Source organism: Pseudomonas sp. BIC9C, from assembly GCF_034541995.1.
In the GTDB taxonomy this organism is placed as follows: Bacteria; Pseudomonadota; Gammaproteobacteria; order Pseudomonadales; family Pseudomonadaceae; genus Aquipseudomonas; species Aquipseudomonas fluorescens_CC.
Genome location: NZ_JAWDGM010000002.1, coordinates 247,219 through 259,885, shown reverse-complemented (window position 1 = coordinate 259,885; position 12,667 = coordinate 247,219). Strand labels below are relative to the sequence as shown.

Sequence of the window (12,667 nt, the reverse complement as noted above, 5' to 3'; positions counted from 1 at the left end):
CGGAAGGTTCCCTTAGAAAATCGGCAACGGCAGTTCACGGATGGCAGCCAGGCCACCGACCTTGTCCAGATACTGTTCGTGGGTGCAGTCGACGTAGTCGCGCACGTAGCCCTGCCAGCCATCGGCCGCCTGGACCGTGGCGTTGTAAGCCTTGAAGTGCGCGACGTCGAAACCGTACAGCGGCGCGCAGGACGACGGATGCGCCCCGCCCGGCACGTGGGCCACGGCGGTAGTCAGGTTGCGCTCCCAGAACACTTGATGGGCACGGGCGCTGTCCTGATGGAAGTAATCGCTGTCGACCAGCTCATCGCAGGTCACGTAGCTGTGGCTCGCGGCCCGCACGAACAGGTCGTCCATGTAATGATCCGGACCGCTGATCTGGCACACGCCGCGCACGTCGGCACGATCGACATGCACCAGCGCCGCGTCGAGCTTGAGCGCCGGCATGGCGACCCAGTCCTTACCGTCGGCGTACGGCGAGGCGATCAACTTGATCTGGCGGTTGTGGCGCAGCACATCGGTGCCCAGGCCCACGGCGGTCGGAATGAATGGCACGTTCATCGCCGCCGCCCGCAGTCCCAGCAACAGCATGCCTTCGTCGATCTCCATCACTTCCAGCGCCGCTTCCTGGCGCGCCTTGCGGAAGTACGGCTCGAGCGGAATGAAATCCAGGGAGACAAAGGCGAACACCAGTTTCCTGATCTTGCCGGCAGCACAGAGCATGCCGACATCGGCACCGCCGTAGGCAACCACGGTCAGGTCCTTGAGATCCGAGCGCAGAATCTCGCGCACCAGCGCCATCGGCTTGCGACGCGGGCCCCAGCCACCGATGCCGATGGTCATGCCGTCACGCAGTTGGCCGACGATCTCGGCGGTGGTCATTTGCTTGTCCATCGTCTTGTTCCTCATTGGCGACCGACACTGAAGTCGTGGCCCCAGTGGCTGACCACAGTGCTTTCGAACGGTGTGTGGCGGTCCCAGTCGACCACCAGGCCGTCGCAGCCATACTCCAGGTCAAACCCGGACGGGGTCTTGATATAGAAAGAAATCATCTGGTCGTTGGTGTGCTGGCCGAGGGTGGCCGACAGCTTCACGCCGTTGGCGTGGACGCGGTCCAGGGCGCGACCGACTTCGTCCAGTGCATTGACCTCGACCATCATGTGCACGCAACCGTGGGGCATCGGGCATTCGAAAATCGCCAGCGAGTGGTGGCGGCCGTTATTGCAGTGCAGGAAGTGAATGCGCTTTTGCGGCTCGGCCGGGTCCGGGGTGAAGCGGACTTTCATCAGGTCCGACAGGCCAAAACCCATCACCTGTTCGTAGAAGTCGCGGCAGCGCTCGAAGGCCGGTGCCGGCAACACCACGTGGCCCATGCCGAGGTCGTTGGTGACGAAACCCTTGACGCCCACCGGCGAGACGAAACGGGCGAAGTCCTGCAACGGGCCCCAGAACAGCTCGTGGCGATTGCCATCCGGATCGCTGAAGTGCACCAGCTCCTGGACCTTGCGCAACTCGGCCTCGGCCGCAGTACCACGGGTCACTTGCACGTCGGCTTGCTGCAGCTCGCTGACCGCCTGTTCCAGCGCCGCCTTGCCGGCCACTTCCCAGCCGCAGGCACCGAAGCCGTTCTCGGCGCTCTTCTGCACCAGGATGCGGTAGTGGCGCTCGTCCATTTTCAGGAACAGGTGCCCGGCGTCATCAGAACCGATGACCATCATGCCCAGCACCTGACTTGCGTAGTGGCGCCATTGCGCCAGGTCGCTGGATAACAGGGTGACGTAACCCAGACCGCGGATATCCATGGATGCACTCCTCGTTTTTCTCAAGCGGTGCCGCCCTTCGGCGACTGCCGGGGGAGACTTTATGTAGGGCCTATTCAAACGGGTTCGGGGAGGGGCAACATCGTCCAATGGGACTAGCGGATTTGCTGGGGCTCACGTAAAAAAAACTGTGGGAGCGGGCTTGCTCGCGAAGGCGGTGTGTCAGGCAACATACCTGTTGAATGTGCCGGCCTCTTCGCGAGCAAGCCCGCTCCCACAGAGGATTGGTGCAGGCATAAAAAAACGGGCCTTGGGGACCCGTTGCAAAGTTGGCCTGACGTCCATGCCTGGCCTGAAAGGCGATCAAACTGTAGGAGCGAGCCTGCTCGCGATGGTCGCCAACGATAACGCTGAAAACCTGACACCCCGTGGCGTTCTCCGGTTCATCGCGAGCAGGCTCGCTCCTACAAGGGGTATGCGGTGTTCACACCATTAGCGTCAACTTTCAAGCTTTACGGAAGTGCGGAATCACCTTCTCGCCAATGTTCTTCAGGGTTTCCAGCTGTGCCCACTGTGGCACGGTGCCCATCTGGCAGATGAACAGGATTTCGTCGGCGCCGGCATCGATCAGGCGCTGCACGTAGCCGATGCAGTCCTCGACGGTGCCGTAGGCGTGGTTCGGGTTCATCATCGCCATGGTCGGGTCGGAGAAGTCGACGCTGACTTCTTCCGAGGCGAAGCGCGACTTGATCACGCTCTGGCCGTTGCCATCGACGAAGGTGTCGTCCTTCCACTTCTCAGGGTCCGGACGCTCGCCACCGCCGTACCAGTAGCCCAAGGACTCCATGAAGTAGCGCTGGCCACGGATACCGATGCGGCGCGCTTCTGCGTTGTCCTCCAGCACGATGGCCGGGCACAGCGCGGCGATGTGGCGGTTGGGACGGAAGCCCACTTGCTTCTTCTCATCGCGATGGTCAAAAGCCTCGTGATAGACCTCGACCTTCTTGGCGATTTCTTCCGGGCCACCGAAGCCCAACACCAGCGCGCCCATGCCGCGACCGCCGGCATTTTTCAGCGACTCGGTGTTGGTGCACGCCAGATACATGGGCGGGTGCGGATCCTGATACGGCTTTGGATGGATCGGGCGCTTGGGGATCTGCACGAAGTCGCCGTTGTGCTCGATTTCGTCCTGCACGAACATTTTCGGGATCAGGTACATCATCTCGTCGATCTGCGGCTGCAAGGTCGCCAGGTCGTAGCCGAAGGTACCGGCTTCCTGCTGCGTGCCGCCCTTGCCCACGCCAAAGTGCACACGCCCCTTGGACAGCAGGTCGAGGGTGGCGATGCGTTCGGCGACTTTCACCGGGTGGTTCATCGCCGGTGGCAGGCAGACCACGCCGTGACCGATACCGATACGCTCGGTTTTACCCGCCACGAAGGCCAGCATGGTTTCCGGCGCGGACATGTGCGAGTAGTTGCTCAGTGCGGTGTGCTCCACGCACCAGAACGTGTCGAAGCCAAGCTTGTCGGCCAGCACCGCCTGCTCAACGGTGTCCTGGAAAATCTTGCGGTCGCCTTCGCGGCTGGAGTCCACCGTCTGGGCTTCGTAAATCAGGGAAAATTTCATGGTTGATCCTTGTGCTTATTTGGATGCGCAGTCGGCGCCAGAGACCTGTGCCTTGCGCCCATGCTCGGGTATTGGCAGGGCGCTCGAATCACGCAAACGGACTAGCTGATTCAGCAGAAACCATCAGAGGAAAAAGTCATTACTGTCCTGCCCCATGCTCACGCCACCGAGGTTCCACGCATACTTGGCCGGACTGTTGGCGACGTGGGCGCGACCGGTGTGAATATCGCGGAAGGCACGGTTGATCGGGTGGCTGCGGAAGATCGTCGAAGCACCGCTGTTGAACATCAGATCGCCAACGGCCTTGGCGCACTTGTCGGCCACCAGCGCCGAGTCGTAACGCATCTTCACCCGCTCGGGCATGCTCAACGGCTCGCCCTTCTGCGCGCGCTCCAGCATCAGGGCGAAGTTGCGATGCAGCACGGTCTTGCACTCGTCGACACAGACCATGGCGTTGGCCAGCGACGATTGCGCGGCCGGGTCCTGAACCATTTTGCGACCGTCGTTGACCCCGACCCGGGCGCGGTTGTGCTCGACAAACTGATCCACCGCGCCTTGCAAGGCACCGATAGCGGACGACGAAACCGCACGCACGAAAATCTGCCCGAATGGCAGGCGGAACAACGGTGCGGTATTCACCGCGTTGCCCGGACTGTTCTGCATGAAACCGTCGAACGCACGATGGGTGCGGTACTCGGGAACGAAGGCGTTTTCCACGAGGATGTCGTGGGACCCAGTGGCTTCCAGGCCCATGACGTTCCAGTTGTCGAAAATCCGGTAATCGCTGCGCGGCACCAGGAACGTCCGGTAATCCGGCGCCCCGCCCGCCTCTGCCGGTGGCACCAGCGCACCGAGGAACACCCAGTCGCAATGCTTGCTGCCGGAAGAAAAGCCCCAGCGCCCGCTCAACTTGAAGCCCCCTTCAACCCGCTCGACCTTGCCCACCGGCATATAAGAGGACGAGATCAACACGCTGGAATCGTTACCCCAGACATCCTGGGCCGCGCGGTCGTTGAACAGTGCCAGCTGCCAGTTGTGGATCGCCACCACCCCCAGCACCCAGGCCGACGACATGCAGCCCTCGGCAAGGGTCATCTGCACGTCGAAGAAATCCTTGGGCTCCAACTCGTAGCCTTCCCAACGGGCCGGCTGCAGGATGCGAAAGAACCCGGCGTCCTGGAAATCCTTCAGGGTTTCTTCAGGCAACTGGCCGGCTTGCGCGGCATTCAGGGCGCGCTCACGCAGGATCGGCACCAGCTCGCGGGCACGTTGGCTCAGACGCTGGCGAATCAGGTCTTGGTTGAGCATTTTTATTGTTCTCCTTTGTTCACCCCATCCGCCGGGGCGCGCGTGCAACGGGGCGGGTGTAGCGCCCCTACACTGGCATTCAAGCAATGCGCAACGCAGGGGACATCCCTCAAACGGACCATGTGGTTTTGGGGAACAGGTATCGGGGGGCATCTGAAAGGGATGTGTGGGATGACAGGCCGTCTTCGCGAGCAGGCTCGCTCCCACAGTTGAGCCCCCGGTTTTTACTCGAGACTTGTGGCCACTGACGATCCCTGTGGGAGCGAGCTTGCTCGCGATGGCTTTATGGCAGGCGATGTGGATTTTTGAGGGTGTACATATCCGGTTCTGCGGCAACGGCGGCTTATGGTTCCGCTCTTACAGCGGGTTACTTGGAAAAGCCCCAAGTAACCAAGGGCTCTTGCCCCTGACGTTCGGTGCCTCGCCCAGGCTCGGCATCCCCTCGCTCCGGTCCAGCTCCGTGGGCCCGCCGCGATCGGCCATCCATGGCCGTACGCGGCTAACCCGGCATCCATGCCGGGTTGCCCACTGCGCAGAACCTCCACTCGGCCTCTCGAGGGGGCAAGAAGATCATAAGCAAAAGCCAAAGCGAGGCGGCCTACCGGCCGGCCTGATCGCAATTGCACGCGTTTCCCTGTAGGAGCGAGCCTGCTCCGGGCGGCGTTCCGACGAAAAACGCCAGGACACCGCGGGGATTCAGACAGCCCGCGTTATCGTTGACGTCCATCGCGAGCAAGCTCGCTCCCACAGAAGGGCAGAGCAAAGCAGATCGGCGAACACCCGCTCCGCTCTTCACCACTCAACAGGCCGAGCGTTAGCTCGCCTGCCGCTCTTGATCTTGATCCACCCGCCCCCTCGGCAGGCTGAGCGGAGGTGTTCATCCGGGGACGGGCGCGCAGCGCCGTTCGACGCAGTCGAACACATTGCAGGGAGGTGCAGCGAAGCAAACCGTAGGGCAATGCCCCCGGATGAATGCCGGAGCGAAGGAACCCCGAGCCTTGGCGAGAGGCCGTACGTTCGGGGCGAGCGTTTTTTTTGCTTACTTTTTTTGAGGCGTTTGTCAAAAAAAGTGAGTCGCCGTAAGGGCGAAACCATAAGTGGCCGTTACCGAAGAAACGGATATGTACACAGTCAACCAACAACCTGGTCGGCCCGGAGGCCGCCAAGGTCACCAAGGCCTAGTCCCCTCGGACGATGTTACAGCTAGACGTCAGAGCAAGAATCCATCGCACCCAATCCCCAACAAAAAAAGGCCCAGTGCGATGAACGACGCCAACCTCAAAGCCGACATGCTCCAGGCCATGCGCCGCCTGGCCAAGTCAGTCACCATTATCAGCACCAGCAACGGCTCCGAACGCTTCGCCATGGCCGCCACCGCGGTCGACTCACTGAGCACCGAGCCGCCATCACTGCTGATCTGCGTCAACAAGACCGCCTCGCCCCACGCCGCACTGGCGACCGGCGCCGACTTCTGCGTCAACATCCTCGGCGTCGAACAACAAGACCTCGCACACCTATGCAGCGGCGCGATCAAGGGCGAAGCGCGTTTCGACCGTGGCAACTGGCTGACCAGCCCCGGCGGCATTCCTTACCTGAGTGACGCGCAATCGGCGATCCTCTGCCGTCAGGACGGCCACTTCAGCTACGGCACCCACACCGTGTTCATCGGGCGCATTTTGCAGATCCACACCAGCGACGCCATCACCCCGCTGGTCTACCTCGACGGCAGCTACACCACCACCGCCAAACCCACCCCCTCCTTCGCTGTCACCGGCTGAGGCCTGGGCATGGACGGCGTGAACGGGTTGACGGCGTTGCGAGTGAACAGCGCCGACCAGTTGCCATGGGATGATCGCTGCGACTTGCTGGTGGTCGGTTTCGGCGGTGCCGGCGCCTGTGCCGCCATCGAAGCGGCCAGTCGAGGCCTCTCGGTACTGGCCCTGGACCGTTTCGAAGGAGGCGGCGCCACAGCGCTCAGCGGCGGCGTTGTTTATGCCGGAGGTGGCACGCCGTATCAGTGCCAGGCCGGCTATGAAGACACCAGCGAAGCCATGTTCAATTACCTGCGTCAGGAAGTGGGCGAGGCCGTCAGTGGTGAAACCCTGAAGGACTTCTGCGACGGCAGCCGCGAGCAACTGGCCTGGCTGGAACGTCAGGGCGCAGCCTTCGAAGCCAGCGTGCCGCCGCACAAAACCTCGTACCCGAGTGACCAGTACTACCTCTATTACTCCGGCAACGAAGCCGTGCCGGCCTATGCCGTGAGCGCCAAACCGGCGCCCCGTGGCCACCGCACCAAAGGTCCGGGCATGTCCGGCGCCAGCCTGTTCGTCCCGCTCAAGGCCAGCGCCTTGCGTCACGGTGCACGCCTGCGCAGCCAGTGCGAAGTGCGGCGGCTGGTGCTCGACCTCGACGACAAAGTCCTCGGTGTCGAAGCCTGGCAGTTGCCTTCCGGCAGCCGCGCGGCCCGGCAGCATGCGCGTCTGTCGCGTTGGGCCGCGGCCATTCATATGTACGCTCCAGCGTTGGCCGACCGCTTGCGCGCCCGTCAGCGGCGCATCGAACAGACCAGCGCCATTCGCCAATTGATTCGCGCCGAACAGGCAGTGCTGCTGAGCAGCGGCGGTTTTATCTTCAATCGCGATCTGGTGCGCCAACACGCACCGCAATACCTGGCCGGTTTGCCGCTGGGCGCCACCGGGTGCAATGGCAGCGGCATCGCCCTGGGCCAGAGTGCCGGTGGCAGCGTGGCGCGGATGGACAAGGTCAGTGCCTGGCGTTTCATCAACCCGCCACTGGCCTGGGCCCGCGGGCTGATCGTCAATGCCCGCGGACAGCGCTACGCCAACGAAGAAATCTATGGAGCGACCCTCGGCCACGCCATGGTCGAAGAACAGGACGGCCGGGCCATTCTCATTCTCAATCGGGCGCTGGTTCGGGAAGCACTCAGTCAGGTCGGCCCGGGCAAAGTCTGGAATTTCCAGCGCCTGCCGGTGCTGCTCAACTTGCTGTTCAACGCTAAACGCAGTAACAGCCTCACCGGATTAGCCAAACGCTGCAACCTGCCGCCCGAGCTGCTGCGCCAGAGTGTCGAGCGCTATTCCCGTGCAGCACGCGGCGAAGTTGCTGACGAGTTCGGCAAATCCGCGGCGATGCTCGCCAACCTCGACCAGGGCCCGTGGTACGCCCTCGATCTTTCATTCGACAGCAAACTGTTCCCCTGCCCGGTCATCACCCTGGGCGGGTTGAAAGTCTGCGAGGCCAGCGGTCGGGTGCTGGACCACGCCGGCCAGCCGATCCATGGCCTGTACAGCGCCGGCCGCAACGCGGTCGGCGTCGCCTCCAACCTGTATGTCTCCGGCCTGTCCCTGGCCGATTGTATCTATTCCGGTCGCCGGGCTGCCGCCCATGTGGCCGACCAATTCGCACTTCAAACCGCACGATCAGGAGAACAACAATGCAACGTGTAGAAGGCAAAGTCTGCATCATCACCGGCGCCGCCAGCGGCATCGGTCGCGAAGACGCCCTGCTGCTGGCCCGCGAAGGCGCCAAGGTGGTACTGACCGACCTCAACGAAGAAGCCGGTCGCCAGGTCGCCGCGGAAATCGGCGCCAATGCGCTGTTTATCCGCCACGACATCGCCAGCGAAAGCGACTGGCAACACGTGGTCAAGACCACCGTCGAACACTTCGGCCGTCTCGACGTACTGATCAACAACGCCGCGATCCTGGCCCTGGGCAGCATCGAAGACACCACGCTGGAGCTGTGGCAGAAGGTGCAGAAGATCAACGGCGACGGCTACTTCCTCGGCTGCAAATACGCGATCCAGGCCATGAAGGAAAACGGTGGCGGTTCAATCATCAACATGTCGTCGGTTGCGGCCTTGGGCGCGATGCCGATGTTCTGCGCCTACTCGGCGTCCAAGGGCGCGGTGGCGGCGATGACTCGTTCCATTGCCCTGCACTGCAAGCAACAGGGCTACCGTATCCGTTGCAACAGCGTGCACCCGGACGGCGTGAACACGCCGATGACCCAGGCGTTGGCCGGTGGTCAGGCGATCCCGCAGGAAGCGCTGGACCAGGACCCGATGAACCGCATGGCCGCGCCACGGGACATTGCCAACGTGGTGCTGTTCCTCGCCACCGACGAATCGCGGTTCGTCAACGGTGCCGAGATCCGCGTCGACAACGCCCAACTGATCAGCGGGCTCTGAGGCCGAGGTGAACATGGGCACGCAACAGAACTTGACCCCGGCCGAACACACGACGGCGAGCGTCTCATTGCAAGTGTGCGCGGTGATCGACGAGACCGCCGATGCGCGCTCGCTGGTGCTGGACATTCCGCCAAACCTGCGTGAGCGCTTTCGCTACAAACCGGGCCAGTTCCTGAGTTTTCGCGTGCCCTTCGCCGGCAAACTGTTGACCCGCTGCTACTCCATGGCCAGTTCGCCCCTGGCGGATGCGCTGCCCAAGGTCACGGTGAAACGGGTCGACGGTGGCCGGGTGTCGAACAGGATGAACGAAGTGCAGGTCGGCGACTGGCTGGAGGTGTTGCCACCGGCCGGGCATTTCTGCCTGGATCCGCAGCAGTCGGCGGACACCGAAAAGCCCTTGGTATTGTTCGGTGGTGGTTCGGGCATCACCCCGGTGTTTTCCATTCTCAAATCGGTGCTGCACAGCAGCCGGCGGCCGATCAGATTGATCTACGCCAACCGCGATGAAGCGTCGGTGATTTTCAAGGACGAGCTGTGCCGGTTGATCAAGGCGCATCCTGATCAACTGCACGTGGTGCACGTCCTCGATTCGGTGCAGGGATTTCTGACGGACCATCAGGTCCGTCATCTGCTGCGCGGATCGGCCGGCGGCGACTACTTTATCTGCGGGCCGGGACCGTTCATGGACACCGTGGAGCGTACCCTGCTGGCATTGGGCGAGGCCGCCGACAGCATCCATGTCGAGCGCTTCGTCTCACCGCCGGACCCGGATGAACTGCTGGCCGAAGAAGCCCTCGCCCGCGAGGCAGCGATGGGTTCGCAGTGCGAAGTGCTAATCGTCGAACTCGACGGTCAGCAACACGAAATTGCCTGCCAACCCGGCGATACCCTGCTGCAAAGCTGCAAGACGGCGGGCCTGGACGTGCCATCGTCCTGTGAAGAAGGCTTTTGCGGGGCCTGCATGTGCGTGGTCAAGGAAGGTGAAGTCCAGTTGGCGCGCAACGACGTCTTGACCCCAAAGGAGTTGGCCGAAGGCTGGACCCTGGCCTGCCAGAGCCGCCCGACCGGAGCCCGTGTACGCCTCAAATTCCCCGATTGAGGGTACGCTCCTACGGGGGAATGCGGTCAATTGTGGGAGCGGGCTTGCTCGCGAAGGCGGGGTGTCAGACAACGATGATGTCAAGGTTGCCGCCCCTTCGCGAGCAAGCCCGCTCCCACAGACCTGCTTAGTCCCAATGGACGATCACTCGGACCGGGTCTGCGGTTAGACTCGGCCACAGCATTAGCCCACAACAATAAAGAGGTGCAGTTATGGCTCGTTTGCAGAATAAGGTCGCGGTGGTCACCGGCGGCGCTTCGGGGATCGGCCTGGCCTGCGTGCGCCGTTTCGCGGCCGAAGGCGCGCAAGTGGTCGGGCTGGACATCGGCAGCGCACCGGCAGACTTTCCCGGCCTGTTCATGACCCTGGACGTGCGCGACGAAGCGCAGGTGCAGCAGGTCATGCAAGAAGTCATCAGCCGCTTCGGGCGCATCGATGTACTGGTCAACGCCGCCGGCGTCGCCGACCAGGGCAGCGTGACCCAGACCACCACCGCCAACTGGCAACGGGTGATGGACATCAACCTGACCGGCAGCATGCTCACCAGCAAGTACGCGCTGGAGTCGATGGTGTCGCAACGCGGCGGCTCGATCATCAACGTCGGTTCGATCTTCGGCCTGCAAGGCTGCGACGGCAACGTCGCCTACAACGTGTCCAAGGGCGGCATCAACCAGCTGACCCGCTCGATGGCCATCGACTACGGCTACGCCAACATTCGGGTCAACGGTCTGTGCCCGGGCCTGATCGAGACGCCGATGACCAGCATGGTCCGTGACAACGACGCGTTCCACGCCTTCTTCGCCTCGCAGCACATGCTCAGCCGCTCCGGGCAACCGGAAGAAGTGGCCAACGTCGCGCTGTTCCTGGCGTCCGACGAAGCCTCCTTTGTCAGCGGCCAGATGATTGCCGTGGACGGTGGCTTCTCCGCCGGCCGCCGTTTCGCCCCGCCCGCCCAGTAATTCGCAATCCGGCCGGGCGCCCTGCCCGGCCAACTCCCTTTTTCGCACATGTCTTCTAACCGGGGAGGCCCCATGCCGCCTGTCGCCACCGCACTGACCATCGCTCAACTGTTCGCCAACGCTGCCCAGGCCTACGGCGACCGCCCGGCCATCGAGGACGCGGGCCACGCCATCAGCTACCGACAACTCGACCAACTGCGCCGCCAGGCGGCCCGCGCGCTGCTGGCCCTCGACGTACAGGTCGGGGACCGCGTGGCGATCTGGGCACCCAACGTGTGGGAGTGGATCGTTGCCGCTGGCGCCCTGCAAAGTGTCGGCGCTGCCCTGGTGCCGCTCAACACCCGGATGAAGGGCAGCGAGGCCGGCTACATCCTGCGCGAAAGCGGCACCTGCGTACTGTTTGCCATCGGCCAATTCCTCGGCACGGACTACCCCGGCATGCTGGCGTCGGAAGACCTGCCTGAGCTGCGCCACATCGTCAGCCTGCGCGGCGCCAATTCGGGCACCCTGGCGTGGCAGCGCTTTATGGACCTGGCGACCGACGTGCCGCAACTGGCCTTGCGCACCCGCGAACAGAGCGTTGGCCCGCAGGCCTTGTCCGACGTGCTGTTCACCTCCGGCACTACCGGCAAACCCAAAGGCGTGATGACCAGCCACGGCCAGAACCTGCACATCGTGCGCGACTGGAGCGATATTGTCGGTTTGCGCGAGAGCGATCGCTACCTGATCGTCAATCCGTTCTTCCATTCCTTCGGCTACAAGGCCGGCTGGCTGGCAGCACTGATGCGCGGCTGCACCCTCCTGCCGCAGCAGGTGTTCGATGTGCAGGCCGTGCTCGAATGCGTGCAGCGTGAACGCATCAGCGTGTTGCCCGGGCCACCGACGCTGTATCAATCGTTGCTTGCCCATCCGCAACGCAACGAGTTCGACCTGAGCTCCTTGCGCGTGGCGGTGACCGGGGCGGCGGCGATCCCGGTGGAGATGATCCACCGCATGCGCGACGAACTCGGATTCGCCACCATCGTCACCGCCTATGGCCTGACGGAAGTCTGCGGTTTCGCCACGATCTGCCGCTCCGGCGACTCGGCAGAACTCGTCGCCAACACCAGTGGCCGGGCGATGCCGGGGGTGGAAGTGCGCTGTGTCGGCAGCAACGGTCGCAGCCAGCCGGCCAACATCCCCGGTGAAGTGCAGATCCGCGGTTACAACCTGATGCAGGGTTATCTCAACAACCCCGAAGCCAGCCAGGAAATACTCGACGCCGACGGCTGGCTGCACACCGGCGACATCGGCATGCTCGACGAACAGGGTTACCTGCGCATCACCGACCGCCTCAAAGACATGTTCATCACCGGTGGCTTCAACGTGTACCCGGCGGAAATCGAACAGTGCCTGCTGACCTATCCGGGCGTGGCCCAGGCAGCCGTGATCGGTATTCCCGACGAACGCATGGGTGAGGTGGCGATGGCGTTCCTGCTGCCCGCTCCGGGCATCGAGATCGAGCAGGCGCGATTCCTCGCCTGGTGCCGCGAGCAGATGGCCAACTACAAGGTTCCGCGCCGGGTGCAGGTGTTGCAGAGCATGCCGATCAATGCGGCGGGGAAAGTGACCAAGAATGTGTTGCGCGAGTGGGCACTGCAGCCAGCCGACTAAACGCAACCCCTGTAGGAGCGAGCCTGCTCGCGATGGTGTGTCAGCCGACAT

Annotated in this window: 10 protein-coding genes; 6 read left to right on the top strand and 4 right to left on the bottom strand. The window is 63.1% G+C overall.

Features of this window, described 5'->3' with window-relative positions; genetic code table 11:
* Window positions 1–12 precede the first annotated feature (12 nt).
* The 4 genes from RS887_RS11295 to RS887_RS11280 all read right to left on the bottom strand — a co-directional run bounded on the left by RS887_RS11295 (window position 13) and on the right by RS887_RS11280 (window position 4,695).
* The gene (locus RS887_RS11295; protein ID WP_322615456.1) at window positions 13–894 is read right to left on the bottom strand and encodes a CoA transferase subunit A; all 882 of its coding nucleotides are present in this window, start codon (window positions 892–894) and stop codon (window positions 13–15) included.
* Between the two features lie 11 nt (window positions 895–905).
* Window positions 906–1,802, bottom strand: a complete 897-nt coding sequence (locus RS887_RS11290; protein WP_322615455.1) for a VOC family protein — start codon at window positions 1,800–1,802, stop codon at window positions 906–908.
* A gap of 463 nt (window positions 1,803–2,265) precedes the next feature.
* Window positions 2,266–3,387, bottom strand: a complete 1,122-nt coding sequence (locus RS887_RS11285) for an LLM class flavin-dependent oxidoreductase (protein ID WP_111285716.1) — start codon at window positions 3,385–3,387, stop codon at window positions 2,266–2,268.
* A 123-nt stretch (window positions 3,388–3,510) separates the two neighbouring features.
* Window positions 3,511–4,695, bottom strand: a complete 1,185-nt coding sequence (locus RS887_RS11280; protein ID WP_322615454.1) for a flavin-dependent monooxygenase — start codon at window positions 4,693–4,695, stop codon at window positions 3,511–3,513.
* A 1,262-nt stretch (window positions 4,696–5,957) separates the two neighbouring features.
* Here RS887_RS11280 and RS887_RS11275 point away from each other — a divergent pair.
* The 6 genes from RS887_RS11275 to RS887_RS11250 all read left to right on the top strand — a co-directional run bounded on the left by RS887_RS11275 (window position 5,958) and on the right by RS887_RS11250 (window position 12,616).
* Window positions 5,958–6,473, top strand: a complete 516-nt coding sequence (locus RS887_RS11275) for a flavin reductase family protein (protein WP_322615453.1) — start codon at window positions 5,958–5,960, stop codon at window positions 6,471–6,473.
* Window positions 6,474–6,482: 9 nt separating this feature from the next.
* On the top strand, window positions 6,483–8,162 hold the full coding sequence (locus RS887_RS11270; RefSeq protein ID WP_322615452.1) for an FAD-binding protein: 1,680 nt from the start codon (window positions 6,483–6,485) through the stop codon (window positions 8,160–8,162).
* Window positions 8,150–8,905 carry a glucose 1-dehydrogenase gene (locus tag RS887_RS11265; RefSeq protein WP_322615451.1) on the top strand — a complete coding sequence of 252 codons (756 nt, stop codon included), beginning with the start codon at window positions 8,150–8,152 and terminating at the stop codon, window positions 8,903–8,905. The genes RS887_RS11270 and RS887_RS11265 overlap by 13 nt, the downstream gene beginning before the upstream one ends.
* A gap of 13 nt (window positions 8,906–8,918) precedes the next feature.
* A complete protein-coding gene (locus RS887_RS11260; protein ID WP_322615450.1) occupies window positions 8,919–10,004 on the top strand; it encodes a ferredoxin--NADP reductase in 1,086 nt (361 codons plus the stop codon).
* A gap of 212 nt (window positions 10,005–10,216) precedes the next feature.
* The gene (locus RS887_RS11255) at window positions 10,217–10,963 is read left to right on the top strand and encodes an SDR family oxidoreductase (RefSeq protein ID WP_322615449.1); all 747 of its coding nucleotides are present in this window, start codon (window positions 10,217–10,219) and stop codon (window positions 10,961–10,963) included.
* 72 nt (window positions 10,964–11,035) lie between these two features.
* Window positions 11,036–12,616, top strand: a complete 1,581-nt coding sequence (locus RS887_RS11250; protein ID WP_322615448.1) for a FadD3 family acyl-CoA ligase — start codon at window positions 11,036–11,038, stop codon at window positions 12,614–12,616.
* Window positions 12,617–12,667: the final 51 nt, after the last annotated feature.